Annotated in this window: 12 protein-coding genes; 6 read left to right on the top strand and 6 right to left on the bottom strand. The window is 69.0% G+C overall.

Annotated features, from left to right (window positions below):
• Positions 1-18: 18 nt before the first annotated feature.
• Together DCO49_RS09525 and DCO49_RS09530 are read right to left on the bottom strand one after the other, a co-directional pair.
• Positions 19-1,281 (bottom strand): amidohydrolase family protein, encoded by a 1,263-nt coding sequence (locus DCO49_RS09525; protein WP_116863841.1) that lies wholly within the window; start codon positions 1,279-1,281, stop codon positions 19-21.
• The gene (locus DCO49_RS09530; RefSeq protein WP_116863842.1) at positions 1,281-2,687 is read right to left on the bottom strand and encodes an amidohydrolase; all 1,407 of its coding nucleotides are present in this window, start codon (positions 2,685-2,687) and stop codon (positions 1,281-1,283) included. The genes DCO49_RS09525 and DCO49_RS09530 overlap by 1 nt, the downstream gene beginning before the upstream one ends.
• A gap of 248 nt (positions 2,688-2,935) precedes the next feature.
• Between DCO49_RS09530 and DCO49_RS09535 the strand changes: the two genes are divergently transcribed.
• The 3 genes from DCO49_RS09535 to DCO49_RS09545 all read left to right on the top strand — a co-directional run bounded on the left by DCO49_RS09535 (position 2,936) and on the right by DCO49_RS09545 (position 7,854).
• The gene (locus DCO49_RS09535) at positions 2,936-6,343 is read left to right on the top strand and encodes an autotransporter serine protease (protein WP_116863843.1); all 3,408 of its coding nucleotides are present in this window, start codon (positions 2,936-2,938) and stop codon (positions 6,341-6,343) included.
• A gap of 151 nt (positions 6,344-6,494) precedes the next feature.
• On the top strand, positions 6,495-7,271 hold the full coding sequence (locus DCO49_RS09540; protein WP_079223275.1) for an AMP nucleosidase: 777 nt from the start codon (positions 6,495-6,497) through the stop codon (positions 7,269-7,271).
• 43 nt (positions 7,272-7,314) lie between these two features.
• Positions 7,315-7,854 (top strand): DUF924 family protein, encoded by a 540-nt coding sequence (locus DCO49_RS09545; protein WP_116863844.1) that lies wholly within the window; start codon positions 7,315-7,317, stop codon positions 7,852-7,854.
• Positions 7,855-7,922: 68 nt separating this feature from the next.
• Here DCO49_RS09545 and grxD read toward each other — a convergent pair whose 3' ends face one another.
• Positions 7,923-8,849 (bottom strand): Grx4 family monothiol glutaredoxin, encoded by a 927-nt coding sequence (gene grxD / locus DCO49_RS09550; protein WP_108769965.1) that lies wholly within the window; start codon positions 8,847-8,849, stop codon positions 7,923-7,925.
• 60 nt (positions 8,850-8,909) lie between these two features.
• Between grxD and DCO49_RS09555 the strand changes: the two genes are divergently transcribed.
• Entirely contained in the window at positions 8,910-9,689 is a 780-nt protein-coding gene (locus tag DCO49_RS09555; protein WP_116863845.1) for a polysaccharide deacetylase family protein, read from the top strand.
• A 165-nt stretch (positions 9,690-9,854) separates the two neighbouring features.
• Here DCO49_RS09555 and DCO49_RS09560 read toward each other — a convergent pair whose 3' ends face one another.
• From DCO49_RS09560 to DCO49_RS09570, 3 genes are read right to left on the bottom strand one after another with little or no spacing between them, the layout of a single operon-like run.
• The gene (locus tag DCO49_RS09560; protein WP_116863846.1) at positions 9,855-10,574 is read right to left on the bottom strand and encodes a class I SAM-dependent methyltransferase; all 720 of its coding nucleotides are present in this window, start codon (positions 10,572-10,574) and stop codon (positions 9,855-9,857) included.
• Positions 10,575-10,577: 3 nt separating this feature from the next.
• Complete coding sequence (locus DCO49_RS09565) at positions 10,578-11,195, bottom strand: SGNH/GDSL hydrolase family protein (protein ID WP_116863847.1); 618 nt, start codon at positions 11,193-11,195, stop codon at positions 10,578-10,580.
• A 2-nt stretch (positions 11,196-11,197) separates the two neighbouring features.
• Positions 11,198-12,472, bottom strand: a complete 1,275-nt coding sequence (locus tag DCO49_RS09570; RefSeq protein ID WP_116863848.1) for a pyridoxal phosphate-dependent aminotransferase — start codon at positions 12,470-12,472, stop codon at positions 11,198-11,200.
• 122 nt (positions 12,473-12,594) lie between these two features.
• On the opposite strand from DCO49_RS09570, the gene rsgA reads away from it, so the two are divergent.
• Both rsgA and DCO49_RS09580 read left to right on the top strand, forming a co-directional pair.
• Entirely contained in the window at positions 12,595-13,695 is a 1,101-nt protein-coding gene (rsgA, locus tag DCO49_RS09575) for a ribosome small subunit-dependent GTPase A (RefSeq protein ID WP_243402704.1), read from the top strand.
• Between the two features lie 126 nt (positions 13,696-13,821).
• Complete coding sequence (locus DCO49_RS09580) at positions 13,822-15,075, top strand: flavohemoglobin expression-modulating QEGLA motif protein (RefSeq protein WP_116863850.1); 1,254 nt, start codon at positions 13,822-13,824, stop codon at positions 15,073-15,075.
• Positions 15,076-15,319: the final 244 nt, after the last annotated feature.

Below are 15,319 nucleotides of genomic sequence, written 5' to 3' on the forward strand. Positions count from 1 at the left end.
CGGCGGATTCCTCGGGGGTCAGGGCTGTGCGTTGTGCTGCAGGTAACGGTCACGCAGTTCGGTCTGGCGCGAGCGCATCGGCATCGCGCGGCCTCCCAGCCAGACCTGTTCGGCATAGTGCGCCACATCAAGCGGGTCGCCTTCCCATAGCACCAGGTCGGCGCGTTTGCCCGGTTCGATGGTGCCGATCTGGTCGGCCACGCCCAGCACCTGTGCCGGCACCCGGGTCAGCCCGGCCAGGCCATCGGCCCAGGGCAGGCCATTGGCCACCGCGTTGCCGGCCAGCTGGCGCATCTTGCGCGCGTTGTGCGAGGCATCGTCGCGCTGGGCGAAGCTGACCGGCACGCCCACACGCTGCAGGCGCGCGGCGTTTTCCAGGGTGGCGCCCATCTGGTCGAAGCTGGTGGGCAGGTTGCCCAGTGCATCGACGAACACCGGTACCTGCGCGGCCGCCAGGTCCGCCGCCATCTGCCAGGCCTCGGCGCCACCGGCGATGGCGATCTTCACCTTCTCGCGCGCCGCCCAGCGCAGCAGTTGGCGGATGTCGGCAGCACGGTCCACTTCCACCACGATGCGGCCCTGGCCGGCCAGGTAGCGGGCCAGGGTGCGGCGGCCCGCGGGCGTCAGCAGCGCATGCGGCGAATCGGCGGCGACCTGGCCGCGCGCTTCGTCCACCATCTGCTGCAGCAGCATCCACTGCGCCGCACGCGACTGCCCGGTCAGTTCCGAAGCGGCCGCGCCCAGGCGCAGGAACAGCGCACGCGGTCCGATCGGGTCGGCGCTGCCATCCATGCGCATCACGCCGCCCTGGCCGGCCACGAAGCCACCGCCGGTGGCTGCGCCCAGCGCGGTGAAGCCGATGCCATCCAGGCGCGCCACGGGAATCAGCACCGAGGCCGGGTTGTAGGCGAGGGTGACGTCGAATTCCGGGCGCAGCGGCTGCTCGCCGATCTTCAGCGTGCTGTCCACCGTGCTCGATTCGCCGGAGACCTCTTCGATGCCGATCTCGGTGATGCCGCCGAACAGGGCCGGAGTGAGCGGACGGCCGTTGGCCTCCACCACGGCCACGCCGGCCGGTGCCGCCAGGCCGGGGCCGACCGCGCGGATCATGCCGCCCTGCACCAGCACGTCGGTGTTCTGCAGGCTGCCGCGCGCGCTGGCGGTGTGCACCGTGGCGTTGCGTACCAGAAGGTCCTGCGCCGAAGCCGTGGTTGCCAGCAACAGCAGCGCGACCACGGTAACGCCGGGCCATGCCCGGCGACGCTTGTTCAACGCGCCCATCAGCGCACCTCCTGGCCAAGCTGGAAATCCGAACGCGGCGTCGCCGCAGGCGCACCGCGGTCATACAGCCGCCGGCCATCGACGAAGACCTGCTCGGCCAGCGCATACGAACTGAAGGGATTGCCATTCCACACCACCACGTCGGCCATCTTGCCGGCCTCCAGGGTGCCGGTCTGGCCTTCGATGCCCAGCGCCTTGGCGGCGTTGGCGGTCATCCAGGTGATCGCGTGTTCCGGGGCGATGTCGGGCATGCGCGCGCGGCGCGCCGCAGCCATCACCTTGGCCGCCTCCTGGTTGAGGCGCTGGATGCCCTCGGGCGAGTCGGAGTGGACGATGGCGCAGCTGTTCTTCGGCCGGTCGACCAGCGCGATGTTCTCGGCGATGCCATCGAAGGCTTCCATCTTGAAGCCCCACCAGTCGGCCCAGAGCGCACCGCAGACGCCATCGGCGGCCAGCCGGTCAGCCAGCTTGTAGGCTTCCACGCCGTGGTGGAACGCAGCCACCTTGAAGCCGAATTCCTTGGCCAGGTCGAGCATGGTGGCCATCTCGTCGGCGCGGTAGCAGTGGATGTGCACGCGGATGTCGCCCTGGATGGCACCGGCCAGCGTGTCCAGCTTGAGGTCGCGCTTGCCGCCGGCATCACCGGCGCTGTCGCCCTTGTCGCTGCCGAACCAGCCCTTGCGCTTGGCCGGCTTCGGGTTGTTCTTGGCGATGTAGTCGGCCGCGTCGATGAAGGCGGCGCGGTAGCCGGCCACGTTGCCCATGCGCGTGGCCGGGGCGGTGCCCTTGCCGCCGTAGACGCGCTTGGGGTTCTCGCCGCAGGCCATTTTCAGGCCCCACGGCGCGCCGGGGAATTTCATCGCCTGATAGGTGGTGGCCGGCACGTTCTTCAGCACCACGCCGCGGCCGCCGACCAGGTTGGCCGAGCCGGGCAGCACCTGCATGCTGGTTACGCCACCGGCCAGGGCCGCGGTGAAGCCGGGATCCTGCGGCCACACCGAGTGCTCGGCCCAGACATTGGCGGTGACCGGCGCGGTCATCTCGTTGCCGTCGCTGTGCGCGCTGACGCCCGGGCTGGGGTAGACGCCCAGGTGCGAATGCACGTCGATCAGGCCCGGGGTGACCCACTTGCCCTGCGCATCGATGCGGGTGATGTCAGCATCGGCCTGCAGCTGCGGGCCGACGGCGACGATGCGGCCGTCGCGCAGCAGCACGTCGGCATGCTCCAGGCGCTGGCCGGTGCCGGTCAGCACGGTGGCGTTCTGGATCAGCACCGGGCCGTCGGGATGGGCTTGGTAGGTGCTGGGGTAGGGGTCGGCGACGAAGCGCGACGCGCCCACCGCCGGTGCGGTGCTCAGTGAGGCCAACGCCAGGCCAAGCCCGGTGCGCAACAGCGTGGATGGCATGCAGATTCCCTGGCAGGCGCGTGAATCCACCGACGCTATCCGGCAACGGGGGCAGTTGCCAAGTGACGTTGGGCAGGGGCGGATGTAGGAATTTCCCTATACAGAAATTGTGAACGAAGCATTAATTTTTAATGACACCTGCCGTCAATGAACGCAGCAGCGTGTGGCTCCCCCCTTGCTGGCAGCCCTGTGCCGACGCACGCGGCTGGCAACTGTACTTTTCATGGAATTCAAGGACGTACCTGTTGATGAGCGTTTCCACGTCGTACCGTACCGCCGCTGCACGCCGCGCCTTCCTGCCCTCGCCGCTGGCTTCGGCCATTGTCGGCTCGCTGCTGGTGGCCGCCTCGCTGCCGGCCTTGGCCCAGGGCAGCAGTGACGAGCTGTCGCGCTACCAGTTCCAGCGCAGCCTGCAGGCTGCCTTCGCCGCCCCGTCGCTGGCCTCTACCGCCGTCCCGTCGTCGGGTTTCGCCCCGGCTGCAGGCGATGAAGCCGCCGAGCCGATCATGGGCCAGGCCGGCGATGCCGCCAGCTGGCGTACCAGCGAGTTCAACAACGACTGGGGCCTGGGCGCGATCAATGCCGATGTCGCCTATGCCCGCGGCCTGAGCGGGAAGGGCATCCGCCTGGGCGTGTTCGACAGCGGCAGCGGCCTGGATCACGACGAGTTCGCCGGCAAGGACCACCGCAGCATCCATATCGCCGACCTGCTGGAAGACGGCAGCCTGTGCGGCAACACCGGTTTCATCGACGGCCCGGATGCCTGCTTCAGCAGCGACGGTGACGATGTCTCGATCGAATACACCGCGTTCGACGCCAGCGTCCCGCAGAACATCCGCGACATCATCATTTCCGACCCGCGCTACGTGCAGCCGGGCATTTCCTTCCAGACCCACGGCACCCATGTGGCCGGCACCATCGCCGCCAACCGCGATGGCAACGGCACCCATGGCGTGGCCTTCGGCGCCGACCTGAGTGTGGCGAAGCTGTTCTTCAACAGCGCGCAGGTGTGGGCGCGTACCGCCGCCGGCTACCAGGTGGTTTCCGTCGGCGGCGTGGGCCCGGACAGCACGGCCTTCGAAAGCATGTACGCGCAGATGAACGAGCAGGGCGTGCGTGCGCTCAACCACAGCTGGGGCCTGAGCAACGAGCCGACGACCGTGGAAGACGTCGACGGCCTGTACGAATACAACATGGATTACCTGGACATCTTCGCCGAAGGCTCGCGCAGCAACGGCATGATCCAGGTGTGGGCCGCAGGCAACAACCAGGTCTACGCCGACGAGGCGGAAGACGCGCCGATCGCCGGCATCTACGCCACGCTGCCGCGCGCCTTCGCCGACATCGAGCCGTACTGGCTGAGCGTGGTGAACGTGGCCGAAGTGGCGCCGGGCAGCTATGTGCTGGACAGCTCCTCCAACCGCTGCGGCCTGAGTGCCAACTGGTGCCTGGCCGCGCCGGGCACCGACATCCTGTCCACCGTCTACGGCAGCGATTCGGCACTTGACGCGCAGCTGGTCAACGGCGGCAACGGCAACGTGCTGCTGGAAGTGCTGGAACGCGTGCCGACCTACAGCTATGGCTGGATGACCGGCACCTCGATGGCGGCCCCGCACGTCACCGGCGCACTGGGCCTGCTGTTCGAGCGCTTCCCGTACCTGGACAGCGCGCAGGTGCGCGACATCCTGCTGACCACGGCCACCGACCTCGGCGCCGAGGGCGTGGACGATGTCTACGGCTGGGGCATGATGGACCTGGCCAAGGCCATCGAGGGCTACGGCTCGCTGCGCGTGGACACCGACGTGGTGATGAACCAGAAGGCAGGTGGCCTGAAGGTGTGGGAAGGCGATGCATGGGACGACTGGACCAATGACATCGGCGGCCCGGGCAAGCTGACCAAGAGCGGCATCGGCTGGCTGCGCCTGAGCGGCGACAACAGCTTCAACGGCGCCGTGGTGCGCGAGGGTGTGCTGGAGCTGGACGGCGTCAACGCGCTGACCAGCGCCGTGGAAGTGACCGGTGGCAGCCTGGTGCTGAACGGCACGCTGGAAAGCACCGCGCTGAACGCCAACGGTGGCGTCAGCTTCGTCACCAGCACCGGTGTGCTGGACGGCTCGGACCTGAGCGTGTCCGGCGGCGTGGTCTCGTTCAACGGCGTGCAGACCGGCGGCCAGACCTTCGTCGGCGCCAAGGGCACGCTGAAGGGCGTGGGCGAACTGGGCGACACCACCGTGTCCGGCATCATCGCGCCGGGCAACTCGATCGGCACGCTGACCATCAACGGTGACTACGTGCAGACCGCCAGCGGCGTCTACCAGGCCGAACTGGCCCCGGGCGGCCGCAGCGACCTGCTGCACGTCACCGGCACCGCCACCCTCGGCGGCTCGCTGGTGGCACTGCCGGAAGCGGGCACCTACTACCTGGGTGAGCAGTTCAACTTCCTGCAGGCCGATGGCGGCACGATCGGGCAGTTCGCGACCACCGATTTCAGCGCGTTCTCGCCCTTCATGCAGTTCAGCCTGGTCTACGGCGCCTCCGGTGCCCGGATCGAGGTGGCCCGAGGCGCCGCACTGGCCACCGCCGCCACCACCGCCAACCAGCGCGCCGTGGCTGGCGTGGCCGACACCCTGGCCGTCGGCCAGGGCCTGCCGCGTCCGCTGACCCTGCTGTTCCCGGAACAGGTGGGTGCGGCGCTGGACGGCCTGAGCGGCGAGCTGCACGCAGCCACCGCGGCAGCGCTGGTGGAAAGCAGCCGCAACGTGCGTGATGCCGCGCTGTCGCGCCGTGCCGGTGCCACCGCACCGGGCGCCAGCGATGCCGACGCGACCGGCGTCTGGGTGCAGGCCATCGGCGGCAGCACCACCCTGGACGGCAACGCCAACACCGCCCGCACCCAGGCCAACAACAACGGCTTGCTGGTCGGCGTGGACCGCGAGTTCGGCGGCTGGCAGGTGGGCGTGCTGGCCGGTACCGGCCGTACCGACGTGAAGCAGCAGCAGGGCCGTCGTGCGCGCTCGAAGATCGACAACACCCACTTCGGCGCGTACGCCAGCCACAACTGGGGCGGGTTCGGCCTGCGTGGCGGCCTGGCGGTGAGCAACCACGACGTGGACAGCGCCCGCGAGCTGGCGTTCTCTGGCTACACCGACACGCTGAGCGCCCGCTACGACGCCCGTACCCGCCAGGCGTTCGTCGAAGCGGCCTACCGCTTCGGTGGCCGTGAAGCCGGCCTGGAGCCGTATCTGCAGGTGGCCCGCGTGGAAGTGGACACCAAGCACATCGACGAGCGCGGCGGTGCCGCCGCCCTGCAGGGCCGGGTCGACGACGCCCGCACCACCGTGGCCACGGCCGGTGTGCGCTTCGACAAGGGCCTGAAGGCCTCGTTCCAGCAGGACAGCTGGCTGCATGTGACCGGTGCGGTGGGCTACCGCCGGGCCAGCGGCGACCGTGACCCGTCGGCATCGCTGGCCTTCGCCAGCGGCAGCGATGCGTTCGTGGTCAGCGGTGCGCCGATCGCCGACAGTGCGGTGGTTGCGGAGCTGGGCCTGTCGGCCTGGCTGACCGAGCGCCAGCAGCTGGAACTGGGCTACAGCGGCCAGTACGGTGATGAGAGCCGTGACCACGGCGCCAACCTGCGCTGGTCGGTGCGCTTCTAAGCGCCCGGCGCGGCAGTAACGGTTCCCGGGCAGGACGCGCCGGGAATCCCCAGGAGGGCGGCCGCAGGGTCGCCCTTCTTTGTTGCCGGGCCAGGTGAAGGCCGGCGGACACGCGCCTACAATAGCGGCCCCACGCCGTAGCGGATGCGCCATGAAGAGCAAGCAGGAAATCGTCGACAACTGGTTGCCACGCTATACCGGAGTGCCCCTGGACCAGTTCGGCCAGCACATCCTGCTGACCAACTTCGGCGGTTACCTGCATACCTTCGCCGAGCTGACCGGGGCGCCCATCGTCGGCCTGGACCGGCCGATGGCCAGCGCCACCTTCGACGACATCACCATGATCAACTTCGGCATGGGCAGCCCCAATGCCGCCATCATCATGGACCTGCTGTCGGCGGTGATGCCCAAGGCGGTGCTGTTCCTGGGCAAGTGCGGGGGGCTCAAGCGCAAGAACCAGCTGGGCGACCTGGTGCTGCCGATCGCCGCCATCCGCGGCGAGGGCACCTCGGGGGACTACCTGCCGCCGGAAGTGCCGGCGCTGCCGGCCTTCGCCCTGCAGCGGGCGGTGTCCACGATGATCCGCGACCTGGGCCACGACTACTGGACCGGCACGGTCTACACCACCAACCGCCGGGTCTGGGAGCATGATGAGGCCTTCAAGGAGCGGCTGCGGGCGATGCGCTGCATGGCCATCGACATGGAAACGGCCACGGTGTTTGCCGCCGGCTTTGCCAACCACATCCCCAGCGGGGCCCTGCTACTGGTGTCCGACCAGCCGATGATCCCCGACGGGGTCAAGACCGAGGCCTCCGATGCCAAGGTCAGCTCCCAGTTCGTGGAAAACCATATCCAGATCGGTATCGAGGCGCTTAAGCTTATCCGGCGCAACGGCAAGTCGGTCCGCCACCTGCGCTTTGACGAATGATGATGATGGTCTGGCGCCGGGCGCCGGCCCTGGAGAGCAGGTGATGGACGTTGCCGCGCAAGTGGTGGAATTCTGGAGCGAGGCGGGCCCGGCGAAGTGGTTCGCCCGCGATGACGCGTTCGACGCGCGGTTCCGCGAGCGGTTCCTGGAGGAGCACTATGCGGCGGCGTCGCGTGGGCGCGAACACTGGCTGGGCAGTTCCGATGGCGCGCTGGCGCTGATGCTGCTGCTGGACCAGTTCCCGCGCAACTGCTTCCGCGGCACCGCCCATTCCTATGCCACCGATGGCCTGGCCCGGCATTACGCCATGCGTGCCATCGAGGAAGGCCTGGACCTGCAGCTGGTGCCCAAGCTGCGTGCTTTCATCTACCTGCCGTTCGAGCATTCCGAAGATCCGTTCGACCAGGATCGTTCGGTCGCCATGTTCGACGTACTGGGCGACAAGGAATACCTGCAGTACGCCGAAGTCCACCGCGACGTCATCCGCCGCTTCGGCCGCTTCCCGCACCGCAACGCGGTGCTGGGCCGCATGCCCAGCCCGGAAGAACTGGATTTCCTCGCCGAAGGCGGGTTTGCGGGGTAGATCCACGCCATGCGTGGATAAAAAAAACGCCGGCGTCTGCCGGCGTTTTTCGTGCGGGGGCTGGCCGATCAGTACTTCGGCACGCCGTTGTCCACTTCGTCCGACCAAGCGTCGATGCCACCGGTGACGTTGAACACCTTGGTGAAGCCCAGGGTGCGGAACTGCTCGGCAGCCTGCGCACTGCGGCCACCGTGATGGCACAGGAAGGCCAGCGGGGTGTCCTTGGGCAGGCCTTCCAGCTCGGCGCGGCCGTTGCCGTCGAAACTCTTGAACGGCACGCCGACCGCGGCGATGGCGCGTTCGTCGGCCGGGCGCACGTCGACCAGGGTCACGTTGCCGGCGCGGACCAGATCGTCGGCGTCACGCACGCTGATTTCCTGCACCGGCTTCGGCGCGTTCGGGTTGTCGATGGCCAGACCCTTGCCGCGGATGTCATCGACCCAGTCGATGGTGATGCCGTCGGCGCGACGCGCGCTGGACAGGTCGAACTGCACGCGCAGGCCGTTGGATTCGGCGGCGATGGCGCTGTCATCGTGCGGGGCCAGCTGGAAGTTCGGCTGGAAACGCGCGTCGATGGTCAGCTGCAGCGAAGCACCCGGGGCATCGGCCAGCGCGCCCTTCAGCATTTCCACGGCGGCCGGAGTGACGGTGATGCGCGGCGGGGTGCGGTCCGGTGCGGCCAGGCCGAGCACGGTGCTCAGTTCGCCGCTGGCGGCCATCTGCAGGATGATGTCGCTGCCACCGACCAGTTCGCCGTCGATATACAGTTGCGGGATGGTCGGCCAGTCGCCATAGGCCTTGATGCCTTCACGGATTTCCTGGTCGGCCAGCACGTTGACGTGGGCGAAATCGACGCCCAGGTCCTGCAGGGCGCCCACGGCCTTGGCCGAGAAGCCGCACTGCGGCATCGACGGCTGGCCCTTCATGAACAGCACGACGCGGTTGTCGTTGAGGAGGGATTCGATGCGCGAACGCAGGGCGGGATCGAGGGACATGGGCAGTCTAGGGTCCGTAAATTCGAATCACCCATTCTACGCCCCATGGCATCATGGGGCATGACCAACGCAGGAACATTGCATCGCATCCCGACCCGGCCGTGGCGCTGGCTGCCCTGGCTGGTGGCGTCGCAGGTGGCGGTGATCCTGGTCTGGGTGCTGGCCGGCTGGCAGTGGGGGCTGCCGTTGATGGTGGCCAGCCACGCACTGTTCATGGTGCCCGTGTTCCTGCCCAACAGCCGTTTCTACACCCCGGTGCTGGACCGCCTGCCCGGTGCGGACGACAGCGTCTGGCTGACCATCGACGATGGCCCCAGCGAGGAGACCCCGGCGCTGCTGGATCTGCTCGACCGGCACCAGGCGAAGGCGACCTTTTTCCTGGTCGGCGAGCGCGCACTGGCGCATCCGGCCCTGGTGGAGGCGATCCTGCGTCGCGGCCACGACCTCGGCAACCACAGCCACACCCACCCGCAGATCCGCTTCTGGCGGCTGGGGCCGGCGGCGATGCGTGCCGAGATCGAAGGCTGCCACCAGGCCCTGCAGGCGGTCAGCGGCCGCCCGACGCGCTGGTACCGCTCGGTGGTGGGCATGACCAACCCCTTCGTGGCGCCGGTGCTGGCCGCGCTGGGGCTGGTGCGGGTGGGTTGGACCGCGCGTGGCTATGACGGCGTGGGCTGCACGCCCGACGGCGTGATGGCGCGCCTGCTGCCGGATCTGCAGCCCGGTGCCATCGTGCTGCTGCATGAAGGTGCCGCACATGGCCACAATCTGGCCATCATCGAGCGCGTGCTGCAGGTGCTGGACCAGCGCGGGCTGAAGGCGCGATTGCCGTCGCTGTAGCGCGGTAGCGCCGGGCCATGCCCGGGCAGCGGCGCGATGCGCCGCAAAGGCAGCCGAGCATGGGCTCGGCTCTACACGTCAGAGGTGTGACCATCTGTAGCGCCCGAGCCTGTGCTCGGGCGGCGGCGCAACGCGCCGTAAGGGCAGCCGAGCATGGGCTCGGCTCTACGCGGGGGATCGCCGGGCTACCAGCAGCCAGCTGTTGAACGGCGTGCGCCCGTGCAGCGGCCGCACCTCGCCCACCTGCAAACCGGCCTCGGCCAGCATCGCCCGCAGCAGTGCCGGGTCGGGGTAATGCCGTGGCCGCGTGCCCATCCAGCCCACCAGCCAGGCCAGTCGATCAGCCACGCGCGTGGTGCGGTCGCGGCGGTCGCCGGTGGCCAGCGGCGTGCGCAACAGCAGGCTACCGCCGGGCGCCACCCGCGCGCTGGCCGCTTTCAGCAGGTCCAGCTGCGGCTGCGCATCCAGGTACTGCAGCACATCCAGCAGCAGCACGTGCCCGGCCTGCGCAGGCAGGGACGCCTGCACGTCCAGGCAGTCAAACCTCACATCCTCCAGGTCGCCACCGGCCCGCTGCGCGCGGGCGATCTTGCCCGCATCCACGTCCACGCCCAGGTAGGGCTGGCCGCGGCAGCGCTGGCGCAGCACGTGGGCGAACAGGCCCAGCCCGCAGCCCAGGTCGAGCAGCGGCAGGCCATCGTCGGGAAGGTGCTGCAGCACGCCGTCGTACAGCGGATCGCTGCCCAGCTTGCCGCGCGTGTAGTAATAGTCGCGGCGGTTGCCCCAGGCCTGCACCGGCCGGAACGCCTCGGCGATGGCCCGTGCCTGGCCGCGCTCCAACGGCGAACAGTTCAGTGGTTTGCCGTTCCCTGGCAGGCCATCCATCGCTCAGTCCGTTCGCTGCAGCAGGCGCGTGGCCACCGGCAGGGCGCGTTCGGCCCACAACGCATACATCCGCGCGGAGGGATGCAGGCCGTCCTCGGCGATCATCGCCGGGTCGGCGCCGTGCGTGCGGCTGATGTCGGTGATGTCGACGAAGGCCACGCCCTGCTGGATGCTGATGACCTCGGCGGCGGCGTTGAATTCGTCGGTCTCGATCCCGATGCAGGCCAGGTCACGGCCGCTGCCGGCACCGAACGGGGTCGCACCCCAGTCGGGGAAGGACAGCACCAGCACGCGGCCGGCATCGCCACCGGCATAGCCGATCGCACGCTGCAGCAGGGCCTCGAACTGCTGGCGGTACTCGTCCAGCGGGCGCCCGCGGTACTGGTTGTTGACCCCGATCAGCAGGCTGACGAAATCGAACGGGCCCTGCGGTGCGGCGGCGTCGATGCCGGCGTCCAGCTCGTCGGTGGTCCAGCCGGTGGTGGCGATGGTCTGCGGATCGGCCAGGTCCACGCCCTGCGCACGCAGTGCGGCAGCCAGCTGGTGCGGCCAGCGGCCTTCAACCGCGACCGCTTCACCGATGGTGTACGAATCGCCCAGCGCCAGGTAGGACAGCGCCACGCTCAGGCCACCGAGCGGCGCGGCTTCAGCGGCACGACCTTGGTGGCGTCTTCGGCGCGGCGGGCCAGCACGCGGTCGATGCGCGCGAACACATCGCGCATCACCGAGGCTTCCGGCAGCAGGGTCACGCGGAAGTGGTGGCGGTAGGGCACGTTGAAGCTCGAGCCCGGCACGACCAGCACGCCCTCGTCGTTCATCAGGTCCAGCGCGAAGGTGTGGTCGTCGAAGCCCTTGGCGGCGGCACCGACCACGGCCGGGAACGCGTACAGGGCGCCGGCCGGGGCGACCAGCGACAGGTGCTCGCTGGCGTTGCAGGCCTCGATCACCGCGCGGCGGGTTTCATACAGGCGGCCGCCGGGGGCACACAGTTCGGAAATGGTGTCCGGGCCGTTCACTGCGGCGTCGATGGCGTACTGGCCCGGCACATTGGCGCACAGGCGCAGCGCGCTGAGCAGGTCGAGCGCGGCGCGGAATTCACCCAGGCGCGCATCGTCGCCGGTGAGGTGGGCCCAGCCCACGCGCCAGCCGCAGGCACGGTGCACCTTGCTCAGGCCACTGAAGGTCAGGCAGGGATGGTCGCCGGCCAGCGGCGCGACCGGCTGGAACACCGCGTCGTCGTACAGGATCTGGTCGTAGATCTCGTCGACCAGCAGCAGCAGGTTGTGGCGGCGGGCGATCTCGACCACGCGCTCCAGCAGCTCGCGCGGGTAGCTGGCGCCGCTGGGGTTGTTCGGGTTGATCAGCACGATTGCGCGGGTGCGCGAGGACACCAGCGTCTCGATCTCGGTCGGGTCGGGCTGGAAGCCGTTCTCCGGCGCGCAGCGGTAGTACACCGGGCGGCCGTCATTGAGGATGGCCGCCGCCGACCACAGCGGGTAGTCCGGCGAGGGCACCAGCACTTCGTCGCCCGGGTTCAGCAGGGCGCGCAGCGACAGGTCGATCAGCTCGCTGACGCCGTTGCCGACGAACACGCGGTCCGGGTGGGCATCGGGCGCACCACGGCGTGCATAGGCGGCGGCGATGGCTTCGCGGGCCACCGGCAGGCCCTGCTGGTGGGTATAGGGATCGGTGCGGCCCATGTCATCGGCGATCGCACGCTGCAGGTGCTCGGGTGCGCGGAAGCCGAAGTTGCCGGGGTTGCCGATGTTCAGCTTGATCAGCTTGCGGCCCTGCGCCTCCAGCTCCCGCGCTCGCCGGGCCAGTTCTCCGCGGATTTCGTAGCGCACTTCGGAAAGGCGCTCGCGGATGGCCAGGGGCTTGGGCGAGGGGGTGGACATGGGGCTGGGCCGTCAAAAGGCATGGGGATTCCATCGTACCGGAATTGCTGCAGTGCATGGCAAGGCCCCAGGGCCGGCCGTTGTTGGGCTGGCAGGGCATCGGGCCGGTTAGAATGGCGGCGATGACCCAGACCCCCGATTTCAACGCCCTGCAGACCATCGGCTGGCCCTGGCCGGGCCCGCCGCAGCAGGCCGACTGGCAGGCCGCGATGGCCGAGCACCCGCAGGCCCGTCCGGCGCGGGTGATCGAACAGCACCGCACCCACTACGTGGTGGCCGATGGCCCGGAGGCCTCGATCAAGGCCGAGTCGCTGCCGGAATGGCAGCGCCCGCGCTTTCCCAGCCATGAACGGCCGGCGGTGGGCGACTGGGTGCTGCTGGACGGCATCCGCATCGTCGCCCTGCTGCCGCGGCGTACCGCCATCAAGCGTGGCGCGGCGGGCGAGCATTACCACCAGCAGGTGATCGCAGCCAACATCGATACGGTGTTCATCGTCTGCGGCCTGGATGCCGACTTCAACCCGCGCCGCATCGAGCGCTACCTGCTGCTGGTCGGCGGTGGCGGTGCCGAGCCGGTGGTGGTGCTGACCAAGGCCGACCAGACCGAGTACAGCGAAGACGCGCTGGCGGTGCTGGAGGAGCTGGAGCTGCAGGGCATCGCGCTGCATGCGATCAATGGCCTGGATGCCGACAGCGTGTCCGTGCTGGAACCGTGGCTGGGCCCGGGTCGCACGGTGGTGCTGGTCGGTTCGTCCGGTGCCGGCAAATCCACGCTGACCAATACCCTGCTGGGCGAGCAGCGGATGAAGACCAACGCGGTGCGCGCCAATGATTCGCGCGGCCGCCACACCACCACCCACCGCGCGCTGATGCCGCTGCCGATGGGCGCGTGCCTGATCGATACACCGGGCATGCGCGAGCTGAAGCCGACCGGCGAAGAGACGCTGGCCGAAGGTGGCTTCGCCGATATCGAGGCGCTGGCGGCGCAGTGCCGCTTCAACGACTGCATGCACCAGCAGGAACCGGGCTGTGCCGTGCGTGCCGCCATCGATGCCGGTGAGATCGAAGAGAGCCGGCTGCAGAACTACTTCAAGCTGAAGGAAGAAGTGGCGGCTGCCGCCGCCAAGCTGGCCGTGCGCCAAGCCGAGACCGCGCAGGAGCGCGGCGGCAAGAAGGGCAAGGGCCAGCAGTTCCGCCCGGCGAGCAGGAACCGCCGGCGGTAGCACAGCAGCCGAGCGTGGGCTCGGCTCTGCAGTAGGTCCGCGGCGGAGTCATTTCCTGTAGCGCCCGAGCCGATGCTCGGGCGGCGGCGCGCAGCGCCGGACACAGCAGGGCGCTATAGTCCGCCCATGGAAACGACCGCGACGCTGGACCATGACGTGGCCCACCATGCGGCGCTCGACGCGCGACTGGTCGAGGCCGTGGGCGGCATCCGCCTGCTGGGGCTGACCAGTTGGCCGGCAACGGTGCAGGCACCGTTCCTGGACAGCGTGGCCCGCGGCCAGCCGGTGCTGCCGAAGGTGGATTATCCGAAACTGGACTTCAGCGAGGAACGCCGCGCCCTGGCCGCCATCGCCGCTGAGTGTGATCCCAGCCATCCGCTGGGCCACTACGTGCAGCAGTCCGCGCAGAGCTGGGACCTGGCCGCGCAGCTGCTGGAAGGCCTGGGCACCGCCGCTGTCGATCGCTGTTCCGTGCAGCTGTTCGGTGCGCCGGAGCAGCCATTGCCCGGCAACGGCCCGAGCACGCGCGAAGCGGCCCGCCACTTCATCCAGATCGCCAGCGAGCTCGACAGCGAACTGCTGGCCCCGGAAGAACAGGTGCCTGTCTCGGCCGTCGCCCTGCAGCTGCAGCTGCAGAACGATCTCGATGGTTTCTTCGAATCGCGCATCATCCAGGTGCAGCTGGACCCGGAGCTGGTGTCCAAGGCCGCCGCCGGCCCGACCCGCATCCGCCTGCGCACCAGTGCGCGCTTCAGCGCCTACGACCGCGCGCAGTTGTTCCACCACGAAGCGCTGGTGCATTCGCTGACCGCCTTGAACGGCCGCGAACAACCGGTGCTGCCCAGCCTGGCGCTGTCCTCGCCACGGGTGACCGCCACCCAGGAAGGCCTGGCCACGTTTGCCGAGCAGATCACCGGCAGCATCGACATCGAGCGCCTGAAGCGCATCAGCCTGCGCACCGAAGCCATCGCGATGGCACGCGAAGGTGCGGACTTCATCGAGGTGTACCGTTACTTCTGCGATGCCGGGCAGAACCCGGAGGAAAGCTTCGCCTCGGCGCAGCGCGTGTTCCGGGGCGTTCCACCGAGCGGCGGCCTGGCCTTCACCAAGGACACGGTGTACCTGCGCGGGCTGGTGTCGGTGCACACGTTCTTCCGCCATATGCTGGCCGAAGATCGCCTGCAGGTCTGCCGCTGGTTGTTCGCCGGCAAGATGAGCCTGACCGACGCGATCGCGTTCGCACCGTTGTTCGGGAGCGGCGTGTTGAAGCCACCGCGCTGGCTGCCGCATTGGGTCAGCCGCGCGAACGGGTTGGCAGGCATGCTGGCGTTCTCGCTGTTCGCCAACCGCATACGGATGGACCAGCTGGCGCGGGAGTGAAAGGCGTGGTGGAAGCCACACCGAAAACAATCGCAAACATCAAAAACAGAACCGGGGTCAGAGCCCGTTGCGGAGCAACGGGATCCGACCGCGTGCCGACCAACGGTCGGCACCCACCATCAGCAGCAGGTTCCAACAACAGCAGGTACCAACAGCCCGCAGGAAACTGTCGAAGGCGGGGTGGGTCCGGTTGCGGGGGCGTGAGCCGCATGGATGCGGCGACCGAGCTTACATGGACGTACTT

The organism is Stenotrophomonas sp. SPM, from assembly GCF_003105135.1.
In the GTDB taxonomy this organism is placed as follows: Bacteria; Pseudomonadota; Gammaproteobacteria; order Xanthomonadales; family Xanthomonadaceae; genus Stenotrophomonas.